Annotated in this window: 19 protein-coding genes; 16 read left to right on the forward strand and 3 right to left on the reverse strand. The window is 38.0% G+C overall.

What is annotated here, in order from left to right; translation table 11 throughout:
- Positions 1 to 176 precede the first annotated feature (176 nt).
- From N0O92_RS10040 to N0O92_RS10085, 10 genes are all read left to right on the forward strand, one after another.
- Positions 177 to 767 (forward strand): copper resistance CopC family protein, encoded by a 591-nt coding sequence (locus N0O92_RS10040; RefSeq protein ID WP_315614516.1) that lies wholly within the window; start codon positions 177 to 179, stop codon positions 765 to 767.
- Entirely contained in the window at positions 764 to 2,362 is a 1,599-nt protein-coding gene (locus tag N0O92_RS10045; protein WP_315614517.1) for a copper resistance D family protein, read from the forward strand. Before N0O92_RS10040 ends, N0O92_RS10045 begins: the two co-directional genes overlap by 4 nt.
- Positions 2,363 to 2,450: 88 nt before the next feature.
- Positions 2,451 to 3,380 (forward strand): DMT family transporter, encoded by a 930-nt coding sequence (locus N0O92_RS10050; protein ID WP_315614518.1) that lies wholly within the window; start codon positions 2,451 to 2,453, stop codon positions 3,378 to 3,380.
- 94 nt (positions 3,381 to 3,474) lie between these two features.
- Entirely contained in the window at positions 3,475 to 5,802 is a 2,328-nt protein-coding gene (locus N0O92_RS10055; RefSeq protein ID WP_315614519.1) for an AAA family ATPase, read from the forward strand.
- A gap of 22 nt (positions 5,803 to 5,824) precedes the next feature.
- The gene (locus N0O92_RS10060) at positions 5,825 to 6,247 is read left to right on the forward strand and encodes an acyl-CoA thioesterase (protein ID WP_396334491.1); all 423 of its coding nucleotides are present in this window, start codon (positions 5,825 to 5,827) and stop codon (positions 6,245 to 6,247) included.
- A gap of 69 nt (positions 6,248 to 6,316) precedes the next feature.
- On the forward strand, positions 6,317 to 6,553 hold the full coding sequence (tlp, locus tag N0O92_RS10065) for a small acid-soluble spore protein Tlp (RefSeq protein ID WP_315614521.1): 237 nt from the start codon (positions 6,317 to 6,319) through the stop codon (positions 6,551 to 6,553).
- A 268-nt stretch (positions 6,554 to 6,821) separates the two neighbouring features.
- Complete coding sequence (locus N0O92_RS10070) at positions 6,822 to 7,133, forward strand: hypothetical protein (RefSeq protein WP_315614522.1); 312 nt, start codon at positions 6,822 to 6,824, stop codon at positions 7,131 to 7,133.
- 46 nt (positions 7,134 to 7,179) lie between these two features.
- Positions 7,180 to 8,007 (forward strand): ammonia-dependent NAD(+) synthetase, encoded by an 828-nt coding sequence (nadE, locus tag N0O92_RS10075; RefSeq protein ID WP_315614523.1) that lies wholly within the window; start codon positions 7,180 to 7,182, stop codon positions 8,005 to 8,007.
- A gap of 88 nt (positions 8,008 to 8,095) precedes the next feature.
- On the forward strand, positions 8,096 to 8,587 hold the full coding sequence (locus N0O92_RS10080) for a DUF4352 domain-containing protein (RefSeq protein WP_315614524.1): 492 nt from the start codon (positions 8,096 to 8,098) through the stop codon (positions 8,585 to 8,587).
- Between the two features lie 2 nt (positions 8,588 to 8,589).
- The gene (locus N0O92_RS10085; RefSeq protein ID WP_315614525.1) at positions 8,590 to 9,453 is read left to right on the forward strand and encodes a PHP domain-containing protein; all 864 of its coding nucleotides are present in this window, start codon (positions 8,590 to 8,592) and stop codon (positions 9,451 to 9,453) included.
- 76 nt (positions 9,454 to 9,529) lie between these two features.
- On the opposite strand, the gene N0O92_RS10090 is transcribed toward N0O92_RS10085, so the two are convergent.
- Positions 9,530 to 10,189, reverse strand: a complete 660-nt coding sequence (locus N0O92_RS10090; protein WP_315614526.1) for a reverse transcriptase-like protein — start codon at positions 10,187 to 10,189, stop codon at positions 9,530 to 9,532.
- A 178-nt stretch (positions 10,190 to 10,367) separates the two neighbouring features.
- Between N0O92_RS10090 and metA the strand changes: the two genes are divergently transcribed.
- The 4 genes from metA to N0O92_RS10110 all read left to right on the forward strand — a co-directional run bounded on the left by metA (position 10,368) and on the right by N0O92_RS10110 (position 14,464).
- On the forward strand, positions 10,368 to 11,279 hold the full coding sequence (gene metA / locus N0O92_RS10095; RefSeq protein ID WP_315614527.1) for a homoserine O-acetyltransferase MetA: 912 nt from the start codon (positions 10,368 to 10,370) through the stop codon (positions 11,277 to 11,279).
- A gap of 264 nt (positions 11,280 to 11,543) precedes the next feature.
- Complete coding sequence (locus N0O92_RS10100) at positions 11,544 to 12,761, forward strand: EAL domain-containing protein (RefSeq protein ID WP_315614528.1); 1,218 nt, start codon at positions 11,544 to 11,546, stop codon at positions 12,759 to 12,761.
- A 113-nt stretch (positions 12,762 to 12,874) separates the two neighbouring features.
- Positions 12,875 to 14,020: an MFS transporter gene (locus tag N0O92_RS10105; RefSeq protein ID WP_315614529.1), complete on the forward strand. Its 1,146-nt coding sequence runs from the start codon at positions 12,875 to 12,877 to the stop codon at positions 14,018 to 14,020.
- A gap of 240 nt (positions 14,021 to 14,260) precedes the next feature.
- Positions 14,261 to 14,464, forward strand: a complete 204-nt coding sequence (locus tag N0O92_RS10110) for a hypothetical protein (RefSeq protein ID WP_315614530.1) — start codon at positions 14,261 to 14,263, stop codon at positions 14,462 to 14,464.
- 2 nt (positions 14,465 to 14,466) lie between these two features.
- Here N0O92_RS10110 and N0O92_RS10115 read toward each other — a convergent pair whose 3' ends face one another.
- Positions 14,467 to 14,865 carry a YppG family protein gene (locus N0O92_RS10115; RefSeq protein ID WP_315614531.1) on the reverse strand — a complete coding sequence of 133 codons (399 nt, stop codon included), beginning with the start codon at positions 14,863 to 14,865 and terminating at the stop codon, positions 14,467 to 14,469.
- Positions 14,866 to 14,880: 15 nt separating this feature from the next.
- Entirely contained in the window at positions 14,881 to 15,318 is a 438-nt protein-coding gene (locus N0O92_RS10120; RefSeq protein WP_315614532.1) for an Hsp20/alpha crystallin family protein, read from the reverse strand.
- A gap of 92 nt (positions 15,319 to 15,410) precedes the next feature.
- On the opposite strand from N0O92_RS10120, the gene N0O92_RS10125 reads away from it, so the two are divergent.
- Both N0O92_RS10125 and N0O92_RS23885 read left to right on the forward strand, forming a co-directional pair.
- Positions 15,411 to 16,343, forward strand: a complete 933-nt coding sequence (locus N0O92_RS10125) for a dipeptidase (RefSeq protein ID WP_315614533.1) — start codon at positions 15,411 to 15,413, stop codon at positions 16,341 to 16,343.
- A gap of 56 nt (positions 16,344 to 16,399) precedes the next feature.
- Positions 16,400 to 16,684, forward strand: coding sequence for a HesB-like (seleno)protein (locus N0O92_RS23885; RefSeq protein ID WP_483860627.1), 285 nt, complete (start codon positions 16,400 to 16,402; stop codon positions 16,682 to 16,684).
- Positions 16,685 to 16,865 lie beyond the last annotated feature (181 nt).

The raw sequence follows: 16,865 nt of genomic DNA on the forward strand, positions 1-16,865 counted from the left end.
CTTTCTCTCTGTATATTTTCTCATATTTTTACACTGATTGTCCCTTTTTGTTTTGTCACTTTTTTGAATAATTTTCGTAGTCTATAGAAGGTTTTGACATCGTAGTCCTTTTATAAATAATGTATATCTGCTAAAATAGGGAAAACAAACTGGAATACTAGGAAAAAGGTGAAGAAATGAATCGATTTAAATGGTTATTGTTTGGTAGTGTTTTGTTTTTACTGTTCCCTTTACATGTTGGAGCGCATTCATATGTAACGGATTCGACCCCGGCAGATGGGGAAGAACTAGCCGAAGCAGTTACAGAAATAATGTTGCATTTTAACGCAGGAATTGAGAGGGTAAGTACAGCCACAGTTTACTTTGAAGATGGTGAGGAAGTTTCTGTGGAAGATATTACAGTCGAAAGTCCGGATCTAACCATCTCACTTAATGAGCCTCTTGCTCCAGGCGATTACACAGTTGACTGGAGAGCTTTAGGAGAGGATACACACCAAACTGAAGGAACAATTGCTTTTCGCATTTTAGACTATGAGGAACATGGTGAAATAGAAGAGGATTCTATCAATGAAGAGACAACGGTGGTTGACGAGATAGAGGAGCCTGCTAGTGAAGATGAAACGACAACAGGTGGTACAGATGAGGTCGTAGAAGCAGAGAATGTCGTTGAATCGTCAATGGAACGGTTTTTATTACCCATTGTTATGACGGGCGCAATCGCTCTACTTTTTCTCCTTCTGTATGTAATAAAGAGGGTACGTAAATGATTGAAAGTTTGGCCAATATTCTCCTTTATATTTGTTTTTCTCTTCTCATGGGATATTTCGTCCTACATGCGATTCCTCAAACCTATCGACCGAGAATAGTGGTTTCAACTAATGGAATGAGGTTTCTCCTTATCCTTATTCCGTTTCTTCTGTTAGTCCCTGTCATACGAGTGATTATTACATTGTATCAGCAATTTTCCGTGCCATTAGGTGAATCTATTGGCACGGTTGCTTTGGAATATTCAATCGGACATGCTTTTGTTCTTTCTGTGGTCGTTACAAGTTTCATGTTTGTATTTCTATCAAAATTAAAGGGAAGTTGGGTTGCTGTCTCCCTTGTTGGGTTTCTCGTTGTTTTAGGAAGTTGGTCTAGTCACGGTGCAGCCGTAGCCGGGACATTTGGCTTTGTGGGGAACTCTCTTCACTTACTCGCTGTTTCTGTATGGATTGGAATTTTAGCTGTCGTTGCATGGTTTGGAAAAGACGGGGCAGAAATACAGTCATTTACCAAATGGTTTTCGATCGTGGCCGTGTGCTCCGTTCTGGTTATTATCATTTCAGGATTTATGCTTATGGGAGCGATTGTTCCAGAGTATGTTCAATCCTGGCTATTAACTTACGGGCAACTTCTTTTTATTAAACATTTGCTATTTTTGCCATTGCTTATTTTTGGTTTGCACCATCTGTTGTTAGGATTGAAGAAGAAAGTTGATCATGGGAACGTGGTGGCTTCATTTCAAGTTGAATCCATTCTAGCTTTGTTTATATTTGGAATTTCTGCTTTTATGACTGAACAAACCCCTCCTCATGAAGTGGCACAAACCTTACAAACAGAACAGGTATCACGGCTCATGGATGCGTTTTTGAGTGATCACATTAGTGTCGGAGCCATTTATCTTTCTGCATCTATAGTGACAATCATGTTGTTTGTCACCGCTTTATTGCTATTTATATACGCATCATGGTCGTTGTTCAAGCCAATAAAGGTGATGAGAGCCACTGTCATTTTCGCGATTAGTATCGTTTTAATGTATATCACCGTTATGTTAAGTGTGGATATGAAAGGCTATGAACAGGACGATACAGTTTATTCGTCAATCGAAGAAGCTTTGTCACAAACGTATGATGAAGATACAATGATTGATATACTCGTTACGGAGCAACACGACGATCAAATGAATATTGTGTACATGGTAAATCAACATGAACTAGTTGCTGAGAGACTTGAGCAGGTAGAAGATGGGTACAAACGATTGCCAGCCGCTATGTTAACGATTGGTGGAACAGCCGTTTTAGATGAAAAGCAAAAAATTCGAACGTTTCGTGTGCAAAGTGGAAACTGGCATAATGACTCGTTTGCGTACACTTATGTGACATTTGGTATGATTCAAGAACCTGTTGATGTTGCTCGGGTTCAAATTCATTACGAAGGTGGATCCTATATTGCCGGTCTAGAAGAAGAAACGTTTATAAATGTTGTTTCAAGCAATGAAAATTGGGCTGATCAACATCCTATTGATTTCTTAGCTGATAATGGTCAAGTCATTGAAACGTATGCGAGAAATGTAATGGAGGAAGGAGTTTACTGCCACTAATGGTTGTAAACTTTTTTCTTTTTGAAAGAAAACTATTTCGTTCATCGAAAGAAAGCCGTACAATGGAAACTAAAAAGGGGAAGAGAACATGGAGAGAAAGAAACAATGGATGATTTACGGAATGTTAGCTCTTGCTACGAGTACATGGGGAAGCGCCTTTATCGCTGGGAAAATCGCAATCCAAAGTTTTGAACCTGCAACGATTTCGTTTTTGCGGTTCTTTGGCGCAGCATTATTGTTATTTCCGATCATGTGGTTAGTTGAGAAAAATGTGCCAAAGCCTACGAAGAAAGATTGGATGATGTTTGCATTACTCGGATTAACTGGAATTGCAATTTATAATATATGTTTCTTCCTAGCGAGTAAGCATGCTCCAGTTATAAAAAGTTCATTGTTTATCGCTACAAATCCGATGCTAATCATGCTCTTATCAGGATTGTTCTTAAAAGAAACGATTACAAAAAGAAATATAATAGGCCTTCTACTAGCTTTTGTCGGTGTTGTCATGATTATTACAGAAGGCAATATCATGGTGTTGCTACGTTTTCAATTTGAGCCGATTGATTTTGTCTTACTAGGAGCTGTTATTACATGGGCACTTTACAGTGTACTAGGTCGGGTCGTTCTTAGGAAATATAGTTCGATTGTTTCTACGACATATGCAGTTGGATTTGGAACGTTATTTCTTTTGCCTTTTATGTTGTTTGAAAAACCATGGGACCATTTTGCTTCAAGTACGTGGTCTGCTTGGTTAGCAATCGCTCATATGAGTGTATTTGTAACAGTCTTAGGATTTATTCTTTATTATTATGGTATTCAAAAAATTGGTGCAGCTAAAGCTTCGATATTTATTAATGTTATGCCTGTTTCAGCCGTAATCATGGCTACCATTTTTCTTGATGAGACATTAACAGTTGCTACGATTAGTGGAGCCGTTTTTGTTTTATCGGGTGTTTATGTTGGAACGTCAGTCAGGCGAAGAAAGAAACAGTCGGTCCCACATGCAAAGACGGGATAATGATGATAAAATGATGTACGTGGCGAGAAGTTACTGAAAAAGGCTAGAACAAGCTTATTTTAGTAACTTCGTTTTTTAGAAAGTGGTGTGGATAATGTTACAAGGTCGATGGACGAATGAAACAATAGATAAATGGTTTAAGCAATTGGAACACGGAGAAGTACAGTTTCAGGAGGGAGTAGCTTGGGAGTTACTGGAATTGATTGAAAAGCTTGATTCCGATATAGATCAAGTCAGATACTACCGGGCTAAGCTAAAGTCCTTACTTGCCAATGCGCGATTTGAACGCATTCAGAAGATAGATCACTTAGTTGAACGGTGGGTAAGAGAAGCATTAGAAGATGACCAGGAGAATGCGTTAGCTCATCAATTAAACGTAAAGTTATTTTTGGGATTTCTAGATCAAATTCCGGTCCCTGAAAAGTTTCCGCCTATCCGGGAAACCGATCATGGTTCAGCTAAGAAAAAAACAGCAACAGAATACGAGCATGTAGCTAATAAGTTCTTTCGTTTTGTTGATGAATTTGAAAGTCACAAGTCAAGTGTGGGAAAGTCATTTCATTATATAGACGATGCCCAAAAAGAGAAGGTACAACAACTTATATCGTTTGTAGAGGAGTTGCAAAAACCGTTTCAATTGATTTTATCTGCGACCTCTGAATATTCAAATTCGGTAACAGGGGTCTATCATTCAGCATCTCAATTTACGCAAATAGTGAACGCGACCAAACAAATCGAACAAGTGACGGAAAAATGGATTCAACTTTCTCCGGCCAAAAAAGGAGAACGTGTCAAAACGGCTTTAGATGAACTAAATAATATGGTTGGGTTGGCAGATGTGAAAGAACGCGTAAAACAACTTTATCACTTTTTGCATTATGAAAAAGAGCGCGTAAAGCAGGGGTTTCATTCAAAAGATGGAATGAATTTACATATGATTTTTACGGGGAATCCCGGAACAGGAAAAACACACTTAGCGAGATTAATGGCCAAAATTTATTTTGAGTTGGGACTTCTAGAACATGATGAAGTTTATGAGGTCGATCGGACTCAATTAGTAGGATCGTATGTAGGGCAAACGGAAGAAAATACAAATAAAGCAATTGAGCGTGCAGTTGGTGGAGTTCTCTTTATTGATGAGGCTTATAGCTTGAAACGAGCAGGAGCCGCTGGGAATGATTACGGCCAGACCGTTATTGATACCCTTGTTTCGGCCATGACTAGTGGCAAATTTGCTGGTTCTTTTGCCGTTATATTGGCAGGGTATCCAGAGGAAATGAGAACTTTTTTACGATCGAATCCTGGCCTTCGAAGTCGGTTTCCGGAACAGAATCATATTGAGATCGAAAATTACTCCGTCGATGAGTTGATTGAAATTGGGGAAAAGGTTGCGCTAGAGAACGATTATTTGTTAACAAGCGGGGCTAAGAACGAATGTAGAAAACGAATAGAAAGAGCACAGGTGGATGAGGCATTTGGAAATGCGAGAGCAGTGAAAAATATTATACTAGATGCGATCTTTCAAAAAGGCTCTAATACGTTGTTAGAAAAAGCACAAACGGAGGATTTTGTTCTCTTGCAAGCAGGAGACTTTAAGGAAGAGAGCAATGGAGAAGAGGAGCAACAAGCTAGTACAGAGTTGAATCAATTAATTGGTCTCAAACAAGTAAAAAAGGAAATGATTCAGCTCACTTCTTTTGTGAAAATTCAACAGCTTCGTAGAGAAAAGGACATGAAAGCTTTGCCATTACAAGTACATTCGGTTTTCACTGGCAATCCAGGTACAGGGAAGACGACGGTCGCAAAGCTTTACGCCAAATCATTAAAAGAAATCGGGTTATTAAAACGAGGACATCTTGTCGTTGTTTCTCGGGCTGACTTAGTTGCCGGTTATGTGGGACAAACCGCACAGAAAACAAAAGAAAAGATTAAAGATGCCTTAGGAGGAGTTCTTTTTATTGATGAAGCCTATTCACTCTTAGCGAAGGGTCAAAGTGATTTTGGCAAAGAAGTAATTAATACACTTGTCCAAGAAATGACTGAACATGAAGAAAATCTTGTTGTCGTGTTAGCGGGGTATAGCAAGGAAATGGAACAACTGTTAGATAGCAATCCTGGACTGAGGTCACGATTTAAAAAACATATTCATTTTCATGATTATTCAAAAGCAGAATTAGTTCAAATAATTGAAAGACGAGCGGGAACGGCAGGGTACCACTTATCAGAAGAAGCAAAAGAAACGTTACGTTCACAATTGCCAGAACAGGGTCATCCGAGTAATGGACGATTTGCAATGGATCTATTTGATCAACTTGTGCAAGTACAATCATTACGCCTCGTACAGTTGTCTAACGTTGAAATGGAACAGTTGGCTATAATTGAGAAAGAAGACGTAAAGAAAGTAGTACAGAAAGACGAATAATAGTGGATGAGGAGTGTTTTTATTGTTTATATCAACAAGGGAGATACAAATTCTCTATGCAGATACGGACATGATGGGAGTCATTTATCATGCTAATTATTTAAAGTATTTTGAGCTTGGTCGTGGAGGCCTTGTAGAGGATGTTGGCTATAGTTATGTGGAGATGGAGAAGTCAGGGTATTTTGCACCGGTATATGACGTAACCGCTACGTATAAAAAACCTGTTCGATACGGAGAAAGAGCCTTTGTGAAAACATGGGTTGAACGAAATGATGGAATTAAAACCATTTATGGCTATTCGATTGTAAATGAAGCTGATGAAGTATGCGTGGAAGGAACGACCACTCATATCATTGTAAAGAAAGAAACGTTTAAACCAACGGCTTTTAAGAAAGCTTTTCCTGAATGGTTTGAAAAATATGAAGAGATTAAGAAAAAGGGGTAAGAGGTGTATAAGCCTACTTTCGTTATCCATACTAAGCTTGCAAGTATTTCAATCAAAGGGGTAATGAACATGGCAAAACCAGATAATCGCAACGACAATGTAGAAAAACTTCAACAGATGAAAGAAAATACAGAGCATAATATAGAAGCTGCTGAAGAGTCTGTTGCGCATACAGATATGAAGGAAGAACAAAAGCAAATCGTAAAAGAAAAAAATGAGCGTCGAAAGGAAAGCATTCGAGGCTTTGAAGCTGAGATCGCTGACGAAATGCAAGCTCGTCAAAATGGGTATCCAGACGAACAATAGAAGTAGAACTCAGGTCGCTTGGAGCAATCACTGTTCCAAGCGATTTTTTGTATGAAGAAGGAAATGGGTAGACTTTTCCTCTCCGCATGAAAAGAAAATTCATAATAAGAGGAAGCGTGTTACTTTTCCTCACATGAAATTTTTACAAATAGGATAGCGGCTTTTCTCTAATGTGAATGTAAAAGTTTAGGTGTACAGAGTTATGTGGAATGATAAGAATAGAGATCGTATGCTATAATCAAGCCAAATAAGGATAAAAGGTGATAAGGTGGCTTTCGGTCTAGATAGACGAACCCTTTTAGAATGGAAGCAGCTAGCTGGAAAAGGAGAGATTGCCTTTATCACTCACTTCTGGCTAGATGATCGGTTTCCTGAATGTACGTCTGTGACAAAGGTAGGCTGCGCAAATGTAGACAAGCTTGAAATGTGGGGAGCTCAGTATGGGTTAAAACGTGAATGGATCCATCATAGACACGAATATCCACACTTTGATTTATTAGGAAACAAGCAAATAGAGATCTTACGAAAAGAAGGATTGGAGGAACAATTAACCAAACTAGGACTTCGCTTCCAACAATAACGATTATATGGTTATAATAAGATAATACTTAATTGGAGGAGATTTTATGGTAACGCAAGCTACGATTATTAGCGATTTACAAACAAAATCATCGATTGATCCGAAAGAACAAATTCGAGAAAGAGTTGAATTCCTAAAAAATTATTTAGTACATACAGGAGCAAATGGATACGTCCTTGGAATCTCTGGAGGCCAAGATTCAACATTAGCAGGGAAGTTAGCTCAAACAGCGATTAATGAATTAAACGAGAAACAATCAGATAAGACTTATTCGTTTTATGCCGTGCGATTACCTTATGGTGAACAACAAGATGAAGCAGATGCGCAAGATGCGATTCGTTTTATAGAACCAACAAAAGCGATTACAGTGAACATTAAGCCAGCAGTCGACGCATCAGTGGCAGCTTTTACACAAGCTACTGGGGGAGAAGAGCTTTCTGATTTTAATAAAGGAAATACGAAAGCGCGTGAACGAATGAAATCTCAATACGATCTAGCGGCACATTATGGATGTCTTGTTATAGGGACGGACCATGCAGCTGAAGCAATTACAGGTTTCTTCACAAAGCATGGTGATGGTGCATGTGATATTGCCCCTTTATTTGGGCTAACGAAGAGGCAAGGAAAAGCTTTGCTTATGGAGCTCGGGGCACCGGAACATTTGTATACAAAGGCTCCAACGGCTGATTTAGAAGATGATAAGCCAGGGCTACCTGATGAAGTTGCTTTAGGGATGACGTATGACAATTTAGATGATTATCTTGAAGGGAAGAACGTTGATTCTTCCATCGCTGAGAAAATTGAGTCACGCTATGAGAAAACAGAACATAAACGCCAGTTACCTGTCACGATTTATGACGTGTGGTGGAAATAAATTCAGGCATAAATAAGTAAAATCTCTCATAATTTAATTCGAGCATATTGAAAAAATACGTAGGATGATCAATTAAGGAGAGAGTATGATGAAAGGGAAAGTCATATTATTACTTATGTTATTTGTATGTCTTGGTTCTCTAGTTGGAGTTTATAGCTTTTTGTATCCTAAAACAGAAACGTCTCAAGCTCAAATTATTGATGAACATTCAAAAGAGCTAGAAGAAATAAAAGAAGTAAATGGAATCGAAATAACGTACAATGGTGTGCGGACAGAAGCTTCTGATCAACCAGATAGCCAATACGTTATTGTTGATTTAACGCTAAAAAATAACCGAGAAACCGTTTATGAATCATCAATATTTAAAATCACATTAGTAGATGAGGAAAACTATGCTCATAGTGTTGATTCATCAATCGAAACGAAGGGGATTCTTGGTGGGCAACTTCACCCTGATCGGACAAATCGTGGGGAAGCGGCTTTTTTAGTTCCGAAAGGTCATGAATATGAGCTAGTCTATACGGATCATTTGCGAACTGGACAAGTTACGTGGAAAGTACAAGTTGATAAGGATGAATAAAAATGATTGAACATAGCAACAGTGATCTTCATATGCACTCAACTGCCTCAGATGGTGGGTATTCACCATCTGAGTTAATGAAAAAATGCAAAGCCGTTGACTTACAAATTGTAGCCTTAACGGATCATGATAGTGTGGATGGGATTGAAGAGGCAACAAGAGTAGGCAATGAATTAGGACTAGATGTTATCCCTGGTATTGAACTATCAACGAAACATAAAGGGAAAAGTGTACATATTTTAGGTTATCATCTTGACTGGCGTGATCGAAAACTTCGCTCACTATTAGAATGTCAAAAACAACTTAGGCGAGAGCGTCTTGATCAAATCATAGCACGGTTAGAACCAATTGGGTTACATCTTAAGCCAGAAGATGTGTTAAAGCATGTTGATGGTGGCAGTATTGGCAGGCCACATGTTGCCAAAGCATTAATAGACGCTGGTTATGTAACGGATGTCGCTGAAGCATTTGAAAAGTACTTGGCAGAAGGGCAGCCAGGTTATGTAGAGAAAGCGAAAGAGATGACAGTAAAAGAAGCCATTGACTTGATCCATAATACGGGAGGCATTGCTGTTGTTGCTCACCCGGTTTATTATGATTTTGATCAAGATATTATGGATTGGGTAACCAAGTGGGGACTAGATGGAGTAGAGATTTATCATCGTGATCATGATAAAGAAGCCATCAAACGGTTTGAGCAGCTCTGTGACTCAATTGAAAAAGAAGTGGGGAGACCTTTGTATCGGACTGGTGGATCTGATTTTCATCACGAAGATTATGGAAGGGTCCCAGAACCTTTAGGTGTGACAAGACTTAGGAACCATTTTGCAGAAACGTTGTTAGAGAAGAGACTGTCTCCAAAGTAATGACAGCAACTTTATATTTTGCTTCGGGTTTATCGCAAAAGGTCCGATAATAGACCTTTTGGATAAACCCTTTTCATTACATTTTTTCAATGACACTTTCAATTTTTGTTCCTTCTAGTGCTTGAGTAGCTAATTGATCTGCCTCTTTGTTCAAACTTCGATCAATTAATTCATATTCAAGTTTTAATCCTAACTTTGCAGCCAATCCCTCAATTCGATCTAACCATTTGATATAATGTTCTTCGTAACATGGCCACTCCCCAGAAGCTTGGTTGACAACGATCATCGAATCAGAGTGAATGCGGACGGTTTGGTGATGAACATCCATTTCTTCTAAGTGGCGAATTAATTGATAAAGAGCGGCATACTCAGCTTCATTATTATCCTCAAGTAATTCAAAGGTATCGTTGAATCGGACTCGCCAATTTTTGTTGTTCTGCTTATAGTAAATGGCCAGCCCAATTCCCGCTTGGTGCGTGTCAACGTTAAACCCACCATCAATGTAGGCTGACACATCATGAGGCTCGGTTTCTAATTGCTTCAGGAATTTTTGTAAATCTTTTTTTGTCCATGTTGTATCATGTTCATCTAAAAATTCAACACTCTTTAATCGGCCTGTTTTTTCTAAATCATCACTAAGCATTAAAGCAGAAGAGACACTCATCCAATCCGATTTCATAAAAAAGGACTGCTTGGTTTTTGCTGGTGAATAATACCATTCTAATCGAATTTTCATGAAAACACCTCTTTTGTTAGGGTAAGATAATTGCAGAATTTCTTTTTTCATGATAAGTTAAATTATCGAAATGTTACATTATTTTACGGATTTCTTTAATCTTATTATAAATTAGTATGACGACAACTTTGTTTTTACATACAGTAGGAAACGTATTTGAAAAAGGAGTTCATGCATTATGCCGATTAAAATACCTGATCATTTGCCAGCAAAAGAAATTTTAAATGCTGAGAATATTTTTGTGATGGACGAAAGCAGGGCGTACTCACAAGATATACGGCCATTAAAAATTGTGATTCTTAATTTAATGCCCATCAAAGAGACAACAGAGACACAATTATTACGCTTGTTAGGGAACAGTCCATTACAAGTTGAAGTTTCATTTTTATATCCGAATACCCATCAGTCAAAAAATACATCTCATGAGCATCTTCACACGTTTTATAAAACGTTCGACGAAATTAAATCAAAGAAATTTGACGGAATGATTATTACGGGTGCTCCCATTGAAATGCTTGAGTTTGAAGCTGTAGATTATTGGGAAGAGCTCCAGGAAATTATGAACTGGAGTGTCGACAATGTCACTTCAACGTTGCATATTTGTTGGGGAGCACAAGCAGGATTGTATCATCATTACGGAATAAATAAATACCCTTTAGAAGGAAAAAGATTTGGAGTCTTTTATCATACAATTGAGAAACAGAATGTGAATCTTCTACGCGGGTTTGATGATGAATTCCTTGCACCTCATTCGAGACATACAGATGTTCGCAAAGAAGAAATTGAGCAAGTGAACGATTTGGAAATACTAAGTATGTCAGATGAAGCGGGTGTTTACATTGTTGCTTCAAAAAATGGAAAGCAAATTTTTGTAACAGGTCATTCTGAATATGATGTTTGTACATTGCAAGAGGAATATGAACGTGATAAAGAAAAGGGACTAGATATTCACCTGCCGCACAATTATTTCCCGAATGACAATGATCAGAAATTGCCACGGTTGCGGTGGCGAGCTCACTCAAATCTATTATTTTCCAATTGGCTTAACTACTATGTTTACCAAGAAACTCCTTATGACTTAGGAAAATAAAATATAAAAACTTGAATAATTGCAATGAAGGCACTGTGAAGATTTGTTGAAAATCTTACAGTGTCTTTCCTAAATCCTTAGATAAACGAAATTCATTAGTGACATAAGGAAAAAGTGTCATGGTAACATGAAAATATAGGTTGCCTGTTCTCACGTATTGCCGTAAGCTATGATATAATTAATTTGCTAATAGGAACGGTGTACTATTGTAGTCAGGTGAAAGACTGCCTTTTTGTAAGGTCTTTCGTGGAGGTGTTGGACTGTATGGATCCTTTAGATGTAATGATGACCAAAGAGAAAGTTATCCCTTATTATCAACCTATTTTTAGTGCGGATAAGCAATTAGTAGTCGGATATGAAGTGTTAGCACGACTCCAAACAGAAGAAGGAGATAAAAGTTTAGGGTGGTTTTTTCAAGATAAGAATATTCCAGATGAATACCGATTAGAATTAGATGAACACATTCAAAAGCGGGCTCTTGATGATTTTATGGGAACAGATCAAAGTACATTCTTATTTTTTAATTATGATACGTCATTACTATTAAAAGATAATGGCGATACTTTTATTAAAACATTGGAATCTTATCAGCAAAAAGGACTTAAGCTTCAGCAAATTGTTTTGGAGTTAAAAGAAGACGATGTGGCTGAACACTTTTTTGATAATAAACACTTTTTTTACTATATTCAAAGTTTTGGTTTTAGACTGGCTCTAGATGATGTCGGGCATAATGGCAGCAATCTAGATCTTATTGCTATGTTTAAACCCAATATTATAAAAGTGGATGTTTCCTTTATGGAGGATGAAGAATTCCCTCATTTATACTCAGAAGTTCATCAATCTCTTTCCATGTTGTCGCGAAAAATTGGGGCCACCTTGCTATTTGAAGGGGTATCTTCGTTTAGTCAGCTTAATTATGCTTGGCGAAATGGGGGCCGCTACTACCAAGGTTTTTACTTGCGTTCACCTTCATCTACTTTTGTTGAACCCGGCTGTTGCCGCGAAAAAATGCAAAAAGAATTTCACCATTTTATCGTATACGAACGAAAAAAAATGGAAGCACAATTTACGTTAACCAATGATTTAACCACGCAACTTAAACAAACAATGAAAACATTTAGTCCAGACGATACGTATGACGAAATGATTAAAAAAGTGGCAAAAGATTGTGATCGATACGCTTTTCGTATTTATGTATGTGATGCAGAAGGCTTTCAACAATCTTCAAATGCTGAGAAGAATGATCAGAAAGAATGGGTATTACTTGAGGAAGGGCGTTTCAAAAACTGGAGTTGGAGACCGTATTTTCTCGAAAATATTATGCGAATGAATATTGAAAAGCGTGGCTTTTTGTCTGATTTATACACGGATATCGAACGGGATGAGCGAATTCGTACGTATTCCTATCCGATATCAGACAATTTATACTTGTTTTTGGATATCCCTTACAATTATTTATTTGAACAAGAAGGGTTGCTTTAAGAAATAGGTCTGATCTAGTGAGGCATGTATGTGCTAGTCTTCATCTAGATCAGACCTTATTGTTGTGCTTCACGCTAGATAAAGAAAATAGTTTCATTGCTTAGGAGGCTAATATGGAGTATCGTTCGGTTTACCGGTTGATGGCCTATCTGTTCTTTGCCCATTCAACGATTACAATTATTAATGGTTACATCCCGGTCTTTTTTAAGGAGCAAGGGTTATCAGGCTCACAAGTTGGACTTTTAATGGCAATTGGACCGTGTGCAACTATTATTGCACAGCCCATGTGGGGATATTTGAGTGATAAGTATAAAACAATTAAAAGAATGCTTTTACTTGCGCTCATCGGTGTGATTACAACAGCTTTTACGTTTATGTTCGTGAATTCCTATTCTGGTTATCTAGTTATGATGTTTATGTTGTTCTTTTTTGTTTCTCCTACTACGGCATTAGGTGATTCGTTGGCTCAAAAAACATCTATACAAAAAAAGGTGAGCTTTGGCCGTATTCGTCTTTGGGGTTCATTGGGATTTGCTATTACGTCGTTAGTCGTTGGGTATGTGTTGACATGGATTGGTATCGAAAATATTATGGTACCAATGCTCGTCATGGCATCTCTTGCTTTACTAGTCGCCTTTACCGTTAAAGATGTACCAGGAGCTAATAAACCAGCTACCATTGTCGACGCGTTGAAGTTAACAACAAATGGTTCTCTCGTATGGTTCTTATTGTTGGTATCCTTTATCTCCATCTCTCATCGAGCTAATGATATTTATCTTGGATTATATGTTGTTGAACTCGGAGGACCTGAAGCTATGATTGGTTGGGCTTGGTTTGTGGGAGTGATGGCAGAAGCGCTTGTGTTTGCAACGACAGCCTACTGGTATAGGAAATGGTCTCCATTAACATTCGTTATTATTGCAGGTGTACTATATGGAGTTCGGTGGGTGTTAATGGCCTTTGTAGAGAACCCGTGGCTGATCTTGCCTATTCAGCTTTCACATGGTATCACATTCGGGGTCTTTTATATTGCTGCATTTCAAATTATAAATAAGTTGGTTCCCGCTCATTTGCAAGCAACTGGACACGTACTTTTTATAACGGTTATCTTTGGGCTAGCAGGCATTATTGGATCGTTATTTGGAGGATATATTATTGATGCAACATCCATATCCGTTCTTTATTATATAATTGCAGGAAGTGCCTTCCTTGGAACGATTGGGCTTATTCTTTTTCAGAAAAAAGAAATTGGGAAATGAGCAAAGAGCATGTCTTATGTGAAAAGTAGGTTTACTTGTGTTAGAAAATACGATGGACATTAAAGTGGAGTGTACCGAAAGTTAATGTTACCCTTTTAGGTACACCCCTACATAAAAAAAGAAAGGTTGTGCATCATGGACATTATTTTAACTGATCGCGCTAAAGATTATTTTAGTCAGGTACAACTAAGTGAAAAAGCCATTCGTGTTAGAGCTTACGATACATTTGAATGAAGCACGATGGTTGCGTACGACCTCGCTCTGGATGAGTTGAGACCAAATGATACAGAGAAGAAAATAGAAAATTGGCCCTTTGTGTACGATGAAAAGACTGAGGACGAAATTGGAACATTTGTGAAAATTGACTTCGTTCCATCACAAGGGCTCAAAATGATCAATGCCAATCAAACGTTAGCTTATGCTCTTCAATTAAAACAGGTTTAATGTTACTTTTTCGCAAATAAGCTGCCAATCGATTTCATAATAGGGGATGCTTGGTGTACGGTCTTGACAACTTGATCGACTGTGCTCACGGTTTTCCCCATGTCAAAATTTCCGCTTTCATTCGTAAATGCGGACTTAAAGAAAGACGGTTTATTCGGTTTGTAACCTGGTGGCTGATTTCCTGCACCCATGTTCGGAAATGGTGGCCTAGGTCTTCCAGGTCTGCCTGGTGCTTGTTGTTGGAATGGTTGTTGCATAAAACCATTCATTGGTTGTTGATGATGATGCGCAAACGGTGGTTGTTGATACGGTGCATAAGGGTTTTGGAATGGTGGTTGATTTTGAAACTGTTGATGAGGCATCATTGGACGCTGCTGTTGTTGATGACTAGGTTGAAACATACCTAATCTACCTCCTTATTCAATTGAAATTTGTTTACGTTTGTTAGGAATGATGATTCGTAAAAGACCATTTTTATAAGTTGCTTTTACCTCTTGTTCATGAATAACAAAAGGAACTGGAATGACACGTTGCCTAATTTGCGTGTGTCCTACACGCTCGGTAATTCCGCTTTCATCATCTATATATTCAGAACGTTCGTCCTGTGTGACCTGGATTCGTACGGTTTGACGATAAATGTCTAATCCGATTTGCTTCTTGCTCACACCTGGCAGTTCTGCTTCAATAATAAAAGAATCATTCGTTTCGAACACGTTTGTAGGAATAGGTGCTAGAAACAATGGATTGTCATTAAGTTGCTGCATCGTATTTTGAAAAAAACCATCAATGGTTTTTAAAATATTTTGATAATTCTCAGGAAGTTTTTTAGACCATGGTTGATGTTGATTTGACATCTTTAGTCACCCCTTTATAAGTAGATTATTACTATATATGTATGAACGAAAAAGGAGAATGGTGCAAACAAGAACAGTCTAGGAGGGATGGTATGAGAGCAGGAATTATTGATTCTCACTGCGATGCATTGCTAAAGTTATGGGAGCAACCAGAACGGAATTACGTCAACTCCCCTGATATTGATGCTAACTTAGAGCGTTTACTAGCAGGTAATGTTCGTATTCAATTATTTGCTATTTTTGTAGAACCTTTTATTAAACAAGATCAAAAATTTCAAGTTGTTTTGGAGCAAATTGATATTTTTTTTGAGAAGGTTTTGAAAGCGAGTCCGAAAATAAAGCATATAAAAAGATGGTCAGATCTAAATGAATTAAAAGATCATGAATTGGGTGCGATTTTAACTCTTGAAGGTGTGGATGCGATCGGTGATGATGTAACGAAACTATCAATTTTGCATCAATTAGGAGTATTATCTGTTGGCTTAACATGGAACCAAGCGAATTTATGTGCCGATGGAGTAGGAGAAGCAAGAGGAGCTGGTCTCTCTACTCTAGGGAAAGAAGTAGTTCGATTAAATAATAGGAACAACGTGTTGACCGATGTTTCACATCTAAGTATTAAAGGATTTTGGGATGTGATGGAACTAGCTATTTGTCCGATTGCCTCTCATTCGAATGCAAGACAAATTTGTGACCATCCAAGAAATTTGTATAATGATCAAATTAGTGAACTGATTAAGAAAGACGGGTACATTGGTCTCGTCTTTTGTCCAGACTTTGTAACCACTGGTTCGGCGACTATAAAAGATCTACTTTTACATGTAGATCATATGTGTAGTCTTGGTGGAGAACGTCATATTGGGTTTGGCTCTGACTTTGACGGTATCTCAGAATACATTGATCGCTTAGAACATAGTGGACAATATCAAAATTTAGTAGAGGAATTAGATAAACATTATTCCACTGAACAAGTGCAACGTTTTTTGTATGGCAACTTCAAACAATTAACAAAGCGTATAGTATGAAAAACTCATCCTTTTCGAGTATACTAAGTTTATAGATGAAACGAGGTGAATGAAACGTGAAAATTACAGATCGTGCGAAAGACTTCCTTGTAGAGACAATGAATGAGCATGGATTAAACACGGTTCGTGTTGTACTTGCTGGTATGGGTTGAGGCGGTCCTAAATTAGGGCTGGCTCTGGATGAACCAGCAGAAACCGATCAACAAGAAGTGGTCAATGGAATTAATGTAGCAATTGAAAAAGATATCGTACAACAAGTTGCAGACTTAACTCTTGATTATCAAGAGTCAGAAAGCGGAGCAGGGCTTGTAATGCTTGGCGGAGGTCAAGACTGTTGTTAATGAAAATGTGCTAGACTGAAGTCTCGTACATTGCGCTCCTGCTATGAGAACGGCTACTCATAGCAGGATTTTATTTTTAAGCACAAGTCTTTGCCCATGCCTTAGAGGATTAAAAATAGGAAGACTTTCTTTTTCAATGCCTTTTTTAACAAGTTTTCTTTTTTACATAGTTTTTTAAATA

The sequence above is a fragment of the Alkalihalobacillus sp. MEB130 genome, assembly GCF_032335535.1.
Classification (GTDB): domain Bacteria; phylum Bacillota; class Bacilli; order Bacillales; family Bacillaceae_D; genus Halalkalibacter.

Excerpts from the sequence above, each read along its gene's own strand:
- N0O92_RS10040 (WP_315614516.1), top strand. The coding sequence starts at position 177 with ATGAATCGATTTAAATGGTTATTGTTTGGTAGTGTTTTGTTTTTACTG.
- N0O92_RS10045 (WP_315614517.1), top strand. The coding sequence starts at position 764 with ATGATTGAAAGTTTGGCCAATATTCTCCTTTATATTTGTTTTTCTCTT.
- N0O92_RS10050 (WP_315614518.1), top strand. The coding sequence starts at position 2,451 with ATGGAGAGAAAGAAACAATGGATGATTTACGGAATGTTAGCTCTTGCT.
- N0O92_RS10055 (WP_315614519.1), top strand. The coding sequence starts at position 3,475 with ATGTTACAAGGTCGATGGACGAATGAAACAATAGATAAATGGTTTAAG.
- tlp (WP_315614521.1), top strand. The coding sequence starts at position 6,317 with ATGGCAAAACCAGATAATCGCAACGACAATGTAGAAAAACTTCAACAG.
- nadE (WP_315614523.1), top strand. The coding sequence starts at position 7,180 with ATGGTAACGCAAGCTACGATTATTAGCGATTTACAAACAAAATCATCG.
- N0O92_RS10080 (WP_315614524.1), top strand. The coding sequence starts at position 8,096 with ATGAAAGGGAAAGTCATATTATTACTTATGTTATTTGTATGTCTTGGT.
- N0O92_RS10085 (WP_315614525.1), top strand. The coding sequence starts at position 8,590 with ATGATTGAACATAGCAACAGTGATCTTCATATGCACTCAACTGCCTCA.
- N0O92_RS10090 (WP_315614526.1), bottom strand. The coding sequence starts at position 10,189 with ATGAAAATTCGATTAGAATGGTATTATTCACCAGCAAAAACCAAGCAG.
- metA (WP_315614527.1), top strand. The coding sequence starts at position 10,368 with ATGCCGATTAAAATACCTGATCATTTGCCAGCAAAAGAAATTTTAAAT.
- N0O92_RS10100 (WP_315614528.1), top strand. The coding sequence starts at position 11,544 with ATGGATCCTTTAGATGTAATGATGACCAAAGAGAAAGTTATCCCTTAT.
- N0O92_RS10105 (WP_315614529.1), top strand. The coding sequence starts at position 12,875 with ATGGAGTATCGTTCGGTTTACCGGTTGATGGCCTATCTGTTCTTTGCC.
- N0O92_RS10110 (WP_315614530.1), top strand. The coding sequence starts at position 14,261 with ATGGTTGCGTACGACCTCGCTCTGGATGAGTTGAGACCAAATGATACA.
- N0O92_RS10115 (WP_315614531.1), bottom strand. The coding sequence starts at position 14,865 with ATGTTTCAACCTAGTCATCAACAACAGCAGCGTCCAATGATGCCTCAT.
- N0O92_RS10120 (WP_315614532.1), bottom strand. The coding sequence starts at position 15,318 with ATGTCAAATCAACATCAACCATGGTCTAAAAAACTTCCTGAGAATTAT.
- N0O92_RS10125 (WP_315614533.1), top strand. The coding sequence starts at position 15,411 with ATGAGAGCAGGAATTATTGATTCTCACTGCGATGCATTGCTAAAGTTA.